This window comes from Sorangium sp. So ce327, from assembly GCF_051530205.1.
Lineage (GTDB): Bacteria > Myxococcota_A > Polyangia > Polyangiales > Polyangiaceae > Sorangium > Sorangium cellulosum_B.
Map to the genome: position 1 here is coordinate 5927480 of NZ_CP150330.1, position 15021 is coordinate 5942500.

Genomic DNA, 15021 nt, shown 5'->3' on the forward strand with positions numbered 1-15021 from the left:
ACGCAAGCCAACGCAAACACGCGCTGACGAGCGCTGACGAACGCTGACGCCGCAAGCGCACGCCCGCACTGCTCGTCCCACGTATGCACCTGGCTTCGCCGCACGTCGACACTGCAACGTTGCGGTGCGGCGTTGAGCGGACCCGGCGTGTTGTCGTAGTGTTCGTCCCCGATGTCCGCTCAGGTCCAGCCCCTGCTCACCCCCTTGCCGGCCGGCATGTCCATCCCCGCCGGCACGCTCCGCGCCGAGATGGAGTCGCGCCGCGCGACCGGTCGCCGCTTCGACATCCGTGAGGCCATCGGCCTCGCCGTGCCGCTCTGCACCCAGCTGCACGAGCTGCACGCGCAGGGGCGGACCATGTTCGTGCACCCCTCGTGCCTCGGTCACGGCGCGAACGGCACCATCCAGCTGATCGAGGAGCTCGCCCACACCCCTCCTCTGCTACCGCGCGACCGCGCCTGCCTGGCGCCCGAGGAGCGCAAGGGCAACGAAGGCGACGCGCGCGCGAGCGTCTTCGCGGTGGGGGCCATCCTCTACGAGATGCTCACGAACAGCAGCGTCGGTCCCGGGATGCGGCGCCCGGCGGACGTGATCCCGGACCTGCCGCCCGCGCTGGAAACGGTGCTCGGCAAGTCGCTCGTGGCCGATCCGAAGCACCGCCCGGCGGATCTCGCCGCCCTCGCGCAGGCGCTCTACCAGATCGTCCCGAGCGCCTCGTCGATGCCCCCGAGCGCCGACACGTCGCACCTCGATGCCGACGGCGAGTTCGAGGTCGACGTCAACCTCTCGATGATGCCGCCGACCGGGCACCAGGAGGAAGCGCGCGTCCCGTCGGCGCCGTCCGTGCCGAGGATCCAGGCGGTCTCCGGGGACGGACCGTTCGCGGTCGCCATCCCGATCAACCAGCCGCAGCGCCTGCACGGCAACGATCCGACCCGCAAGCTCGCGGATCTCAAGGCCGCGCTCGAGTCCGATCCTCGGCCGCGGTACGTCGTCATCAAGGACGGCATGGACCATGGGCCGTTCTCGTCCGTGGAGCTGCTCCAGCAGATCGCGTCCGGCTCCTTCACAGGCGATCAGGTGCTGCGCGACACGTTCTCCGCGGAGGAGCGCGCGATCCAGGACTGGGAGGAGTTCGCCCCGTTCGCCGAGCAGGCGAAGCTGAACCGGGACATCGTGCAGGAGAAGCGCGCGCTCGACGCCGTCGTGTCGGCCGAGAAGCAGGGCACGCAGTACAAGGCGCTGCTCGGTCTCGCCCTGATGGGCGTCATCCTCGCCGCGGGCGCGGGCTGGTGGTACCGCGAACGCAGCCACAAGGAGCAGGAGCTCGCGGTGCAGGGCGCCACCGACCGCGTCGCGATCGAGGTCGACGCCGGCCTCGGCAGCGGCAAGACCGGGCGCGCCGGGGGCGGGGCGCGGCCGAGCGGCGGCGGCAGCTACCCGACGCTCGGCACTGGCCTGAGCTGTGAGGCGGCGCAGGCGCGCTATGTCGAGGAGTACAAGATGGGCAACAACGGCCCGGCCGACCTCACGGCGGGCGCCTACGGCAACGTGCTGAACCGCGGCACGTACCTGAATGCGTGCAACGTGCCCTCGAGCATGGAGGTGAACGTCTGCGCCGCGGTGCAGAACGGCCGCGCCGTGGGGGTCACCGTCACGACGAGCCCGTCGAACCCGAGCGTCGCCTCGTGCATCTCCGGGCAAATCCGCGGGATGTCGTTCCCGTCCCACCCGCGGCTCGACGTCGCCCGGACGACGTTCAAGTAAAGGAGGCCGGCGCGCCCCTCCCCGCCGAGCATCGAGGCCGGCGCGCCCCTCCCCGGCGACCGTGTCCACGCGACCGATGATCCAGATCGAGCAGCTGACGAAGAGCTTCGGGGGCATGCCGGTACTCCGGGGCGTCGACCTCGACGTGCCTGCCGGCTGCCTCTACGGGCTCATCGGGCCGGGCGCCTCGGGCAAGAGCGTGCTGCTCAAGATGATCACCGGGCTCCTGCGGCCGGATCGCGGGCGCGTGCTCGTCGACGGGAAGGACGTCCACGCGCTCAGCGACCTCGAGCTCCAGACGTTCCGTCTCAAGTTCGGGATGCTGTTCCAGAACAACGCGCTGTTCGACTACATGACCGTCGGGGAGAACATCGCGTTCCCTCTGCGCCGGCTCTACGATCTCAGCGAGGACGAGATCGAGGAGCGGGTCGCGGAGCGGCTCCGCGCGGTGTCTCTCGCGGGCTTCGAGGGACGGACGCCGGCGGGGCTGTCCGGCGGCCAGAAGAAGCGCGTCGGCGTCGCCCGCGCCACGATCGCGCGCGGCGAGATCGTCCTCTACGACGAGCCCGCTGCCGGCCTCGACCCGGTCACGTCGCAGCGCATCTTCGACCTGCTCCGCGCCGAGCAGAGGGCGATGAACGCGACCGTGGTGATGGTCTCGAGCGATCTCGACCGGCTGCTCACCGTCACCGACCGGGTGGGGATGCTCTACCGCGGGCGGCTCATCTTCGACGGCACCACCGCAGAAGCGAAGGCGAGCGACGACCCGCGCGTGAGGCAATTCGTCCACGGGCTGACCGAAGGGCCGCTGTAGAGCGGCGCCGCGCCGCGCAAGGCGCGCTGGGACAAGAAACAAAGACGCCAAGAGGACACGGAGAGAAATCTCTTCTCTCGATGTCTCTGGCGTTCTTTCGGCTCGCCTCCGCCTCTCCGCCTTTGCGCTGATCGGCCAACTTGCGGTCTTCTCCGCTGTTCAGCTCAACCCGTCCCGTCCTCCGCCGGCGCGACCGGGCCGTCGCCGGTGAAGTGGAACCACTGTGTCGGGTGAGCCCGGACGAAGCGCTCCAGGGCGCCCATCATCTCGGCCGCGGCCGCGTCCCGCTCCTCCTCGGTCGCCCGGCGGGCGAGCCGGATCGGCGGCGCCACGACCGCCTCGTAGTCGAGGAAGCCCAGGCGGTGCGTGAACACGGGCAAGATCGGCGCGCCGCTCATCGCGGCGAGCGCGATCGGCCCCTCGGGCGCCCGCCAGCGGCCGCCGAGGAAGGTGACCTCCCGGCTGCGCATCCCGGGCGGCGCGCGATCGATCTGCATCGCGACCACGCCGCCTCGCTGCAGGTGCTTGAGGAGCGGCAGGGCGTCCAGCGGTCCATCGCCGATGTGCACCACCTGGACACCAGCGCGCTGCCGGGCCGCATCCTGGATCGCGCGCGCCTCGGCGTCCCGTTCCCGCTGCATCGCCAGCATGACGCCCGCCGGATGCACCGCGCCGAGGATCTGGCCGGCGATGTCCCAGCCCCCGGTGTGCGCGGTGACGATGATGACCCCCCGGCCCGCTGCAGCGCACGCGTGGTAGTGCTCGACGCCCCGGGAGCGCCGCGCCACCGTGTACCCGCGATCGCTCGCGAGCAGCAGCGCCTCGGCGATGCAGCATCCGTAGGCGGCGAACACCGCGCTGCTGTCGAGCAGGTCGACGAGGCGCGACCGCGGCCCGCGGACGCGGCGGAGGTTCTGCTCGACGCGCCGGCGCAGCTCGGGGAGCGCGGCCGCGAAGAGCACGCCGAAGACCGGAGGGCTATGGCGCACCAAGGGCTCCGGCCCGCGCCTGACGCCCGCGGCGAGGGCGCGGCGCCAGAAGGCCGAGTCATGGCGTAGACCGGAGAAGAGCGCTCCGCGCGGGCGAGGCATGCGGCAGCCTATCTACCGCAAACATAACGGCCGAGGGAGAGGCATCGGGCGCGGGCCCCGCGCCGCCTTCGCGAGCCTGCCGAGGGCTCGTCACGAGACGCGCGGGCTGCGGGCTGCGAGCTGCTGGAGCGCATGCGCCCCCACCGAGGCACAACGCCCCGCTCGGATGAAACGACGTTCCAGGGCCATCGGCCCGACGCCGATTTCTCTCCTGCGCTCGTCCAAGGCGCTCTGCGAGGAGCCCAGTCCAGCATCACAGGAACCGAATCGCCGTCGCCAGGCGAATCCTTACCGATAAAACAGGTTCATGGAGCTCAAAGTAGTCTGTTACAAGGCCCTTTGATAAGGGGGGCCTTCGACATGAATATCCTGCTCGTCGATGACCAGAACGTCGTCCGGGAAGCGCTGGCGTACGCGCTGACGTCGCAGCCGGGGGTGAGCGAGGTCGTTCAGGCTGGAAGCGGGCAGGAGGCGCTCCGAGCGCAGGAGATCCACCGCTGTCAGGTGGCGGTGATCGAGCTCGGCCTCGCTGACCGCAGCGGCGTCGACCTCATCCGGGAGCTCAAGGGCGTCGCAGAGCTCCGCGTCATCGTGCTCTCGATGCACCGCGACGAGTTCCGGGTAGCCGAGGCGATGCGGGCCGGCGCCGATGGATATCTCTCGAAGCAGAGCCGGCTCGCCGATCTCGTGGAGGCGCTGCGCACCGTCGTCCGGGGGCGCACGGCCGTATCGCCGGACGTGAGCGCCGCGATGGTGCGCGCGCTCCAGCGGCGCGACGCCGCCGCCAGGGGCGACATGGTGGCCGCGCTGAGCGACCGGGAGCGGCAGGTGCTGCGGCTGCTCGCGATGGGTCTCTCGGCCAAGGAGGTCGCCGCCCAGCTCTCGATCAGCGTGAAGACGGTCGAGACGCACCGGGCGCGCCTCTGCGCGAAGGTGGCGACGCACAGCGTGGCCGACCTGACCCGCCTCGCCGTGCGAGCCGGCCTCGTCGAGGCCTAGGCGGCGCCGTCGCGCGGGAGCGCCCGGCGAGCGCCGGGAGCTCGCGCGCCGCCGTCACCGCGCGCGGCGTGCAGCGCGGCGCTGGCTCACGCCGCCGCGGTGGAAGCCCGCGGAGCTGCCCGGAGCGCCGGCAGCGTCTTTCCGATGAGCGCCGAGCCGATGGCGAACCCGGAGAGCGTGAGTCGCATGTGGAGCACGTCCAGCATGCCCTGGCGGTGGAGCAGGGTCAGCGTGCCGCGGATATCCCGGCGGCGAACGCGCAGCTTCTCGACCAGCGAGTCGAGTGTCTCGGAGCGTCCTTCGCGTTGCGCCATGGCCAGAGCCTGCAGGAGAGTTGCGGCTAAAATTTTCTTGTCCATGAGAGCACCCTAGGAAGGGTTCCCTTGAGGTGCCCAGTTTTCGGCGACGATTTTTGTGCGAGATGTCGCTCGCAGATTGGACGATGGGCTCTCCGTACTCTGCTCATCCTGCGCCTGATACCCACCTCCCCGTATCGATGGCTCGTCAGCGGTGGTGTCCAGGTCGCCGCCAGCAGAGGCGCGTCGCGTCACGCCGAAATGACGCCCTCGATGGGTGCGGACACACCCGGTTGGGCGACCCTTCGGCCAATCCATTCCCTCGAATGGCTCGACGCGTCAGCGGGGCCCCGCCCTGACTAAGGGGCCGTGTAGGTCGCGCTCAGCTGATATGTGCTGGCCGCGAAGCCGTTCACCGAGAGGAAGGCCTGCGTCTGCCCCGCCGGGACCGTCAAATTGCAGGTCTCCGCGGCGCCATCCAGATACGGACGGCAGTCGTACGAGGTCAGGGTCGGCGCGGCGCCGAACCTCACGTAGAGATCAGGGTCTCCGGTGCCGGTCATCACAAGCCGGAGGTTCGTGCCAGGAACCACCGAGAGGGGCCCGTGCGACGCCGAGGCGCCCGCCGCGAGGCGGCCGTTGAAGGTGGCCGACGTGGCCGTGCCGCCGCCGCTGCTGGGGCCGCTCGATCGGGTATAGGTCACCGCCACGTTGCAGGTGGCCGCGCTGTACCCTCTGACCTTGACGTACGCCTTGGTTTGCCCTGTCGGCACGGTCAACGTGCACGTCTCGGATGCCCCGGAGAGGTACGGGCGGCAGCTGTACGAGGCCGTCGTCGGCGCCGATCCGAACCTCACATAGAGGTCGGGATCGCCGGTGCCGGTCATCACCACAGTGAGGCCAGTCCCCGGCGTGACAGCGAAACCGGCGCTCGGTCCGATGTCCGCGAACGCACCTGCGTTGACGCTGCTGCTGAAGTTCTCGGTCACCGTCGTGCTGCCGCCGCTGCCGCCGCTGCCGCCACCAGCGCCGCCGCTACCGCCACCAGCGCCGCCGCTACCGCCACCAGCGCCGCCGCTACCGCCACTGCCCCCACCAGCGCCGCCGCTACCGCCGCTACCGCCGGCGCCGCCAGGCGGGCCGTAGAGCGTCTGGGCCCCCTGGATGTCTCTTGCGGTCAGCACAAAGTTCCAGTCGCCGGTGCCGTTGCACTGGGGATAGTGCATGACGGAATCCGAATCATAGGTGGTCAGCGCGCGCCACGCGTTGTCCTCGAAGCAGACCCCCGCCTCGGGGCGCGTGTGCTCGTGCCGAAAGCCGAGCGTGTGGCCAAGCTCGTGCCGCAGGGCTGCCTCGAGCGCGACGCCAGAGACCTGGAGCTCGTTGAAGTCGATCAGCACGTTCCGCACCGATCGCGTATCGTTGGGGAAGAACGCCCGCGCGATGTACTGGCCGCCGGAGTTCGTCGGCCTCACGTCGAAGACGACGTTGCTGTTGCCAGCAGTGCAGGTCGCGTCCTGAGCGCTCTGGTAGATGTAATCGACATCCGCGGCGCTCTCCCAGGATGCCGTGGCGACAGCCATGGCCGCCACGACGGCGGCATGGCGCGCGCCGAAGGTCGTGCTCACGCAGTAGGTGATGCTCTTCTTCTGGACCGCCGACCAGACGACATCGCTGCCGCCGCTGCGTTGCACGCTGAGAGCGCCATCTCGTACGTACGTCTCCCAGAACTCCTGGAGATGCTTGATGTCGGCGACGGGCGTGTCCCCATCGACAATGTAGACACCAGAGCCAGGCTCGCGGAACGCGGCCCTCTCGAACGCCTCGAAGCTTTCCTGGCTACTGCCGACGTCCTCGACCGGCTCGTCCTCGAGATCCGACACGCAGGCCGTAAGCGCGAATACACCCGCGGTCATTACGCCAAGCTTGAAGCTGGCCGAGCCGCAGACACGCGATCTACGCGATCTCACAGAGCGCATTGAGAGCTCCTTCCGCTCGAAAAATGATTCTTTGTTCCAGCGAAGAGTCGTTCGGCCGGCCGGGAGGTTATATAACCTGATCCGAGCGAGGCAGGATCACCAAATCGTCATGAATCAATAAAAATGACGACGATACTCAAGCGCTGCAGCCATCCAGCGCAACCGACAGCATTTTGTCGGTACGGAAATTTTCCAATTCCATAGAAATCCCCCCGACGGCGCCGGCTGGCGATTGCGCTCGATGGTGTCCGACCGGCAAGGCCCGCCGCGCATGGCCGTCGGCGAGCGCCTTGGCGCTCCCGGACAGGCCCGGGAGCGCATCCGCGGGCGGTTTTACAGCTTGCCCCTGACGTAGGCTCGCTGGATCGTCAGCTTGGGAGGACCGGCGGAGATCTCGAACGCTTCCGGACGGCCGTCCGGAGCGAGGCTGCCCACGAGGCGCATCGTCTTCAGAGAGACGGTGACGGCGCCCGAGGCGTCGCGGAGGTACTGGACGTCGACAGGCTTCGTCGGATCGACGCTGGGCATGTACTCCTGCTGCTTCAGGTCGAAGGAGCCTTTCTTCTTGAGGAGCCGGGCGAGCGCCGAGGCGGTGGCGACGGGCGAGGCGAGCCACGCCTTGGCCGCCGGCGTGAACGTCCCTTGGACCTTCTTGCCCTCGACCTCTCCCGAGTACTCGTATTCGAAGTTCTTCTTCTGGGACAGCTCGATACGGTGGTTCGCCTTGCCTCCCGACGTCTCGATCCAGACGCCTTCCTTGATCTGCCCCTGAGGATCGATGAGCACGTTCGACGCCTCATCCTCGATGTGCAGAGATTTGGGGTCACGCGGCAGGAAGGTGGCCGAGCGGGAGAACCATCGCCGCTGGCCGCCCTCATCCTTGAGCAGATCGCTCGTCTCGAAGCCGACAGGGACCTTGTCGAGGCGCAGGATGACGGTGTCCGTGTACTCGGGCTTCGGCGCGGCGCTCTTCGACTCGAACGAGTCGAAGAGCCCCTTGGCGAGCCGCTCGAACGTGCGGACATACCCGACCTCGTCATGCAGGCAGGCGATGGGGCGCGCCCTGTCCGCGTGCAGCGCGATCTTGAGCAGGCCGGCCGCCTTCCCGCCGGCGGTCGGGACGAGGTAGAGGGCCTGCACGAACACCGCGGGGCTCTCCCGGTGCACGCTCACCTCCCAGGGAACGACGCGAGCGACCTCCACCTTCGCAGGGTCGAGCAGCTCGATGAAGTTCCTTATCACCTCGCCCGAGTCGAGCATCGTATTGTAGACGAAGCACTCGACATGGGTGTCCGTGCCGAGGGGGATGGAGATCGCGACGAGCTTCTCCTTCGGCTCGATCTTCGCCTCCCCTGCCCCGAACGCGCGCGCCGACCAGTCCGCGGCGCGGAGCTCCCGGGCGGGCAGCTCGCCTGTCTCGCGGGCGAGCGCCTCCTCGATGTTGAAAGGCTCCTTCGCCGCGGGCGCGGGCGCGGGGCCCGGCTCAGGGCTCTCCGCGGGCGCCGCGCCGCCGGTGCCGCCGCAGCCGGCGAGGAGCGCCAGCGAGAGCGCGACCAGGCCCGCGCCACGCGCGTAGCCCGGAGCCCGGCCGCGCGCGCGGCGCGGCCATGATGTCATGTTCGGTGAGCAGAGCTGGCCCCCATCGAGACGAGCCCCCTGGATCGCAAGCGCCATGTGAATCTCCTGCAATGTCGTCACCCCGGCCGCCCGGAAGCCTCGTCGTCGGGCCGGGCGCTGAAGGTGATGATGCAGTGCAACGAGAGCGGCAGCGGCATCGTGTTGTCAAGACGCGATGCGCCAGCGCCGCAGCCCTTCGACGCCCCGCCTGGAGGCTGCCGTCACAAGACCGTCAAGGTGGCCCCTGGATCATCCCGACTCAACCATGTCACAGCAGAATAACAACCACACGAGAATCAACAGGCCCGCCTGAGTGGACAGAGCGCAAAGGAGCCATCGGAGATGCCGGACGCTCGATCGTGAGCAGCGGCGGCCGCGCAGGTGAACCCTGAAAGGGCCACCGTGAGCTCTTGTGTTGCGCGATGGTAGCAGTGGTCTCGCTGGTTCGTTCGATCAGAGGATAGCCACAGAAGACGATCCGGACGACCGGCCGCTTCCAGTGAGCCTGTCACGACGGAGCCCGCAGACTGGGGCGACCAGACACGGCGGAGCGCACAGTGAGGCAATTTGCCACAGCGAGCCCTCGAGACGACACCCTGGCGACCCGATGGTCATCAATTGTCCGGCCTCGACGCATCGGCAGATTCGTCCGAGCTCCCCGGCCTGGCACCCGCGTTGCAGCATGGCCCCGGCGTCGCCGGCACCGCCGGCCTGATGTGGCCAAGCAGCAGCAGGTAGCCACGGTCGTCGAGTGGCGTTCACGAGGCAATCCATCCGAGGAGTGATTCATGGGACAGACCAGCGAGAGCAAGCGAGGCTTCGCAGCGATGAACGCGGATCAGCAGCGCCAGATCGCGAGTCAGGGCGGCAAGGCAGCTCATGAGAAGGGCACGGCGCACGAGTTCACGTCCGAGGAGGCGCGCGCAGCGGGCCGCAAGGGGGGCGAGGCTGTCAGTCAGAACCGCGAACACATGGCCGAGATCGGGCGCAAGGGCGCCGAGGCGCGGAGTCTGGCGACGAACAGCGAGGGCCGGAGCCGGAAGGGCCGCGGCGGAAGCCATGAGCAACAGGTGAAGGCGGACGAACAACCCCAACAGAACTAGACCGTCCCGGCGCGCCGCTCGGGATCGCCCGAGGGCGCGAGGACCACGAAGAGCCGCCGAGGAACCACGAAAGGTATTCCCCCTTTCACGGTTGCTCGGCGGTCCTTCTTGGCGCTGTCGAGACGCGCGACGCCGCAGCGCTCCCTCCGCCGCGCCCGCCCCCCGGTCGACGGTGGGTGATGGCTTTAACCCAGACGCCAGTACCCGGAATCACTGGTTCGGAGAGGGCCACTCCAGCCCCTGACGACGGCTACTCCGAGCCGTCGTCGATCCCCGCGCCGTCCTCGAACATCGCCGGGTCGTCGTCGTCGAGGTCGCTCTCGTCCGGCGCGCCGCCGTCCGCCGCCTGCGCGCCGCCCGCGGTCGCGCTGGCGGGCGACATCCTCCATCCACCGGTCGGAGGGCCGGATGGCCACGAGCGGAGCCCGGGCGGCGGCCTGAAGCCGTCGACCTCGTCCTCCGGCGCATCGAGGCCCGCCGCCGCCGCGCGGCGAGCCCAGTCGGGCGCGTTCGCGGGCGGCGCGTGCCGCGGCCGCCACCCGCCCCCCTCGGGCGTGATGGCCCGCTTGAGGTAGCCGTGCGCTCCGGAGGTGAAGCCCACGTCCGAAAGCGCGCGCGCGAGGGGGGAGCTGTGCGCAGGCTCGCCGTCGATCGTGGCCACGAGCACGGCGCGCCGCCGCCCCTCGTCGACGAGCGCCCCGAGCGCCGAGGCGATGGCCCGGATCGCGTCGCCGCGCTCCGGCTCGGCCTCCGGCAGGAACGTGGTGAGGCTCCGCTCGGTGCGGCCCATCCAGGCGAGCAGCCGGCCGTCGTGCAGGATCACCAGGGCGCCCGCGGCCCGTTGCGGCCGGACCGGGCCGCGGACGGCGCCTTCGGTGCCGCCGTCGACAGGCGCGGGGAGCTCGGGCCAGCGGACGGCGGCGCCCCAGGGGCTCGCCGGATCCGTGGCAGCGAGGACGAGCGTCCGGGGATCGTCGGACGGCTCGCGGCAGGCCCGGAGGCGATCGTCGGCGCCGGGCACCGCGAACTGCGCAGCGCCCAGCCCGGCGACGAAATAGCCGCGCCGCGCCTGACCGGCCTCCTCCATGGCGCGGAGCACGTCGTACACGGCGGAGAAGCCGCCGGCGAGCCCCTCGACCGCCGCCGCCTCGCGCGTGAGCACCCCGTGGCGCTCGAGCAGCGCGCGGGCGAGCGCCGCGCGTCGCTCGGTCTCGCCAGGCGCGCCGGAGGGCGCGCCGCCGGCAGCGCCGGACGCGCCGGGAGACGACAGCAGCGACCAGCGCCCTTCGCTCCCCGGCGGGCCGATCCGGCGCGCCCGCAGCGCCACGAGGCCGCGGCTGGACGCAGCGCGATCGCGGTCGCGCCGCCGGCCGCTCGATCCGGACGCGCGGCCGAGGGCGCGCAGCGGGGCGAGCGTATCGTTCGTGACCTCGCCGGCCCACACGAGATCCCAGAGCGCGGCGAGCAGGTCGGCGCCGAAGGCGCCCGTCTCGCGCGACAGGTCGGAGAAGAAGAGCGCGCCGCGGCGCGCGAGCGCGGCGCGGATGCCCTCGGCGAGCGCCCCCTCGGCGCGGCCAGGCGGCGGGGCGAGGTACGGAAAGGCCTCGGCCAGGTAGAGCGCGACGCGGCCATCGCCGTCGCCGACCGGCTCGACGCCGCGCCAGAGGACCTCGCCGGCCGCGCAGAGCGCGTCGAGATCACCGGGCCGGTAGCCCTCGACGCGGGCGGGCAGGATCTCGGCCTCCAGGGCGGAGGCCGAGAGGGGCGCGCCCTGGAGCTGCTCGAGCGCCGCGAGCAAGCCGTCGAGGCCGCGCCGGCGACGGTGCAGGCCGTGCCAGTCGGCGAGGAAGCGGGCGTAGGCCTCCGGCGGGACCGGCTCGACCTCGGCGCGCAGCCGGGCCAGCGAGCGGCGCTTCAGCGAGCGCAGCACCTCGGCGTCGCAGAACTCCTGGCCGCGGCCGCCGGGGAGGAACTCGCCCTCGACCACGCGGCCTCGCTCGGCGAGGCGCGCGAGCGCGGCCAGCACCGGCGCAGGGCCGAGGCCGAAGCGCCGGGCCACGTCGTCGGCGCGGAAGGGCCCGTGCGTGCGCGCGTAGCGGGCAACCAGCTCGCCGAGCGGGTCCGCGACGGGCTCGAGGAACGCGATCGGGAGGCCGAGCGGCGGCACCACGCCGAGGGCGTCGCGCAGGCGGCCCGCGTCCTCGGCGGCGGCGACGCGGCGCTCGCCGCCGATCTGGACCTCGATGGCGCGCCGGTCCCGGAGGAGCTCGTCGATCCACGCGCCGGCGCGCTCGGGGGCCGCTTCGGGCGGGGCGTCGTGAGCGGCCGCGCGCCGGGCGATCTCGTCGCGCGTGAGATCGCCGAGCGAGAGCAGGAGATCGTGCGCCTGGTCCTCGTGCTTGAGCGGCGCGCGGCCGTCGAGGCGCTGGAGCGACGCCTCGAGGGCCAGCACGGCGTCCGCGTCGAACAGCTCGCGCAGCTCGGCCTCGCCGAGCAGCTCGCGCAGGCGGCTGTGATCGATCGTGAGCACCTGCGCCCTTCGCTCGGCGAGCGGCAGATCGCCCTCGTAGATGAAATTGCCGGCGTAGGTGAAGAGCAGCGTGGCCGCGAACGGAGACGGCGCGCGGACGTCGACCGTGACCACGCGGACCTTTCGGGCGGCGATCTGCCTGAGGAGATCCTCGAGCGCCGTGAGGTCGAAGACGTCGCGCAGGCACTCGCGGTAGGTCTCGAGCAGGATGGGGAACGAGCCGTATCGCGACGCGACGGCGAGCAGGTCGGCGGCGCGCTTGCGCTGGGCCCAGAGCGGCGAGCGCTTGCCGGGGAACTTGCGCGGCAGGAGCAGCGCCCGGCCCGCGCACTCGCGGAAGCGCGAGGCGAAGAGGGCGGTGTCGCCGAGGCCGCGGACGAGCAGCTCCTCCACCTGGTCGGCCTGCGGCAGGAGCTGCTTCGCGTCGGGGGGCGACTCCGACTCGGGCAGCCGCAGGACGATGCCGTCGTCGGTCCACACGGTGTCGACAGCGAGGCCGAGCTCGAGGCGGCACCGCTCGGAGATGCAGGTCGCGAGCGGCGCGTGGACGCGGCCGCCGAACGGCGAGAGGAGGCAGATGCGGTGGTCGCCGACCTCGTCGATGAACCGCTCGATCACGAGGGTGCGGTCGCTCGGGACGTCGCCCGTGGCCGCGGCCTGGTCGCGCACGTACCGGACGAGGTTCGAGGCCGCGCGCTCGTCGAGGCCATGCTCGTCCGCGAGCGTGCGCTCAGCCTCGCCGTCGGGCAGCGCGGCGAGGCGCCGCGCGAGGGCGCCGATGGAGGCGCCCAGCTCGGCGTTGCGCCCGGCCTGGTCGCCGCGCCAGAACGGCATCTTGCCCGGCTCGCCCGGGGCGGGGACGACGAGGACGCGGTCATGGGTGATGTCGGTGATGCGCCACGAGGAGGCGCCGAGGAGGAAGACCTCGCCCTCGCGGGCCTCGAAGACCATCTCCTCGTCGAGCTCCCCGACGCGCCGGCCGGGGCGCGCGGCGTCGCCGCCGGTGTCCAGGAAGACGCCGTAGAGGCCGCGGTCGGGGATGGTGCCGGCGTTGACGACGGCGAGGCGCTTCGCGCCCTTCCTGGCGCGCACGGCGCCGCCCACCCGGTCCCAGACGATGCGGGGCCGGAGCTCGGCGAACTCGTCGGAGGGGTAGCGGCCGGAGAGCATGTCGAGCACGCCCTCGAAGCTCGCGCGGGGCAGCTCGGCGAAGGGCGCCGCCCGGCGAACGAGCGAGAAGAGCGCGTCGACGTGGAGGGTGTCCATCGAGGCGATGGCGACGATCTGCTGGGCGAGGACGTCGAGCGGGTTCCTCGGGTAAAGGGTCGCCTCGACCTTGCCTTCGCGCATGCGGGACGCGGCGGCGGCGCAGGCGAGCAGATCGCCGCGGTGCTTCGGGAAGACGACGCCGCGCGACGTGCCGGAGACCTCGTGCCCCGCGCGCCCGACGCGCTGGAGCCCGGCGGCGACCGAGGGCGGCGCCTCGAGCTGGATCACGAGGTCGACGGAGCCGAGGTCGAGGCCGAGCTCGAGCGACGAGGTCGCGACGATGCACGGCAGGAGGCCCGCCTTGAGCCGCTCCTCGATCTGCTGCCGCTGCTCGCGGGCGATCGATCCGTGGTGCGCGAGCGCGATCTCGGCGCCGGCGGTGTCGTTGAGCGCCGCGGCGAGGCGCTCGGCGAGGCGCCGGCTGTTCACGAAGATCATCGTGGTGCGGTGGGCGCGGACGAGCTCGACGAGGCGCGGGTGGATGCTCGGCCAGATCGAGCGCTGCGCCGGCTCGGCGGGCGCCCCTCTCGGGCCCTCGCCAGCGCGGGCGGCCTCGCCGAGCTTGGTCATGTCCTCGACGGGCACCTCGATGCGGAGCTCCAGGGCCTTCGGGGCGCTCGCGTCGACGAGGGTCACCGGCCGCGGCGCGAAGCGCCCGCCGGCGCCGTCGGTCTCGCCGCCGCCGAGCAGCCGCGCGACCTCGTCGAGCGGTCGCTGCGTGGCGGAAAGGCCGATGCGCTGCATCGGTCGCGGCGCGGATCGCAGCGCCTCGAGCCGCTCGAGGGACAGGGCCAGGTGCGCCCCGCGCTTCGTCGCGACGAGCGCGTGGATCTCGTCGATGATGACGGTCTCGACGGCGCGCAGCCGATCGCGCGCGGCCGCGGTGAGCAGGAGGTAGAGCGACTCCGGGGTGGTGATGAGGATGTCCGGCGGCCTCTTGGCGAGCCGGACGCGGTCCTCGGGCGCGGTATCGCCGGAGCGCACGCCGACCTGGGGGACGCGGTAGGGCAGGCCGAGGCGCTCGGCGGCGGCGGCGATGCCGGCGAGCGGCGCGCGCAGGTTGCGCTCGACGTCGATCGCGAGCGCCTTGAGGGGCGATACGTAGACGACGCGGCAGCGCTCGGCGGCCTCGGGCTCGGGCGACGCCATGAGCCGGTCGATGGCCGCAAGGAAGGCCGCGAGCGTCTTGCCCGAGCCGGTCGGCGCGAGCAGCAGGGTGGAGGCGCCGTCGAGGATGGGCGGGAAGCCCTGCACCTGGGCGGGGGTGGGCGCGGCGAAAGCCGCGCGAAACCACGCCTGGGTAGCGGGGTGGAAGCGGTCGAGCGGATCGGGTGCGGGGGGGCGTCTCTTGGCCATCGGCGGCGCTTGCGCGATCCCTGCCTGAGCGGGGGTTGCTGGGTATGCAAGAGCCATCCCTCGCGGCGGGAGGCGGCGCAACAGATCGTTCCAGCCGCGCCAGCCGCGCCGGCGGGTGGGTCCACGCGGCGGGGGCGGGCGGGCGCTGGCCATCCGCCAAGGCGGGGACCGGGAGCTTACGCATGGAACACCGCCCGGCA

At 71.6% G+C, this 15021-nt stretch carries 9 protein-coding genes; 4 read left to right on the forward strand and 5 right to left on the reverse strand.

Annotated elements, in window-relative coordinates; translation table 11 throughout:
- Positions 1-171: 171 nt before the first annotated feature.
- Together WME95_RS22280 and WME95_RS22285 are read left to right on the forward strand one after the other, a co-directional pair.
- Complete coding sequence (locus WME95_RS22280; protein WP_437554533.1) at positions 172-1767, forward strand: hypothetical protein; 1596 nt, start codon at positions 172-174, stop codon at positions 1765-1767.
- A 61-nt stretch (positions 1768-1828) separates the two neighbouring features.
- Entirely contained in the window at positions 1829-2581 is a 753-nt protein-coding gene (locus tag WME95_RS22285) for an ABC transporter ATP-binding protein (protein WP_437910469.1), read from the forward strand.
- 164 nt (positions 2582-2745) lie between these two features.
- Here the strand turns inward: WME95_RS22285 and WME95_RS22290 are convergent, their stop codons facing one another.
- Positions 2746-3672 carry a lysophospholipid acyltransferase family protein gene (locus WME95_RS22290; RefSeq protein WP_437910470.1) on the reverse strand — a complete coding sequence of 309 codons (927 nt, stop codon included), beginning with the start codon at positions 3670-3672 and terminating at the stop codon, positions 2746-2748.
- 360 nt (positions 3673-4032) lie between these two features.
- On the opposite strand from WME95_RS22290, the gene WME95_RS22295 reads away from it, so the two are divergent.
- Positions 4033-4671, forward strand: a complete 639-nt coding sequence (locus tag WME95_RS22295; RefSeq protein WP_437554539.1) for a response regulator — start codon at positions 4033-4035, stop codon at positions 4669-4671.
- 86 nt (positions 4672-4757) lie between these two features.
- Here the strand turns inward: WME95_RS22295 and WME95_RS22300 are convergent, their stop codons facing one another.
- From WME95_RS22300 to WME95_RS22310, 3 genes are all read right to left on the reverse strand, one after another.
- Positions 4758-5030 carry a hypothetical protein gene (locus tag WME95_RS22300; RefSeq protein ID WP_012236596.1) on the reverse strand — a complete coding sequence of 91 codons (273 nt, stop codon included), beginning with the start codon at positions 5028-5030 and terminating at the stop codon, positions 4758-4760.
- 296 nt (positions 5031-5326) lie between these two features.
- Positions 5327-6883 (reverse strand): pre-peptidase C-terminal domain-containing protein, encoded by a 1557-nt coding sequence (locus tag WME95_RS22305; protein ID WP_437910471.1) that lies wholly within the window; start codon positions 6881-6883, stop codon positions 5327-5329.
- Between the two features lie 396 nt (positions 6884-7279).
- Positions 7280-8620, reverse strand: coding sequence for a hypothetical protein (locus WME95_RS22310; protein WP_437910472.1), 1341 nt, complete (start codon positions 8618-8620; stop codon positions 7280-7282).
- Between the two features lie 731 nt (positions 8621-9351).
- Here WME95_RS22310 and WME95_RS22315 point away from each other — a divergent pair.
- Positions 9352-9666 (forward strand): KGG domain-containing protein, encoded by a 315-nt coding sequence (locus tag WME95_RS22315; RefSeq protein WP_437910473.1) that lies wholly within the window; start codon positions 9352-9354, stop codon positions 9664-9666.
- A 250-nt stretch (positions 9667-9916) separates the two neighbouring features.
- On the opposite strand, the gene WME95_RS22320 is transcribed toward WME95_RS22315, so the two are convergent.
- On the reverse strand, positions 9917-14821 hold the full coding sequence (locus tag WME95_RS22320) for an Lhr family helicase (protein WP_437910474.1): 4905 nt from the start codon (positions 14819-14821) through the stop codon (positions 9917-9919).
- Positions 14822-15021 lie beyond the last annotated feature (200 nt).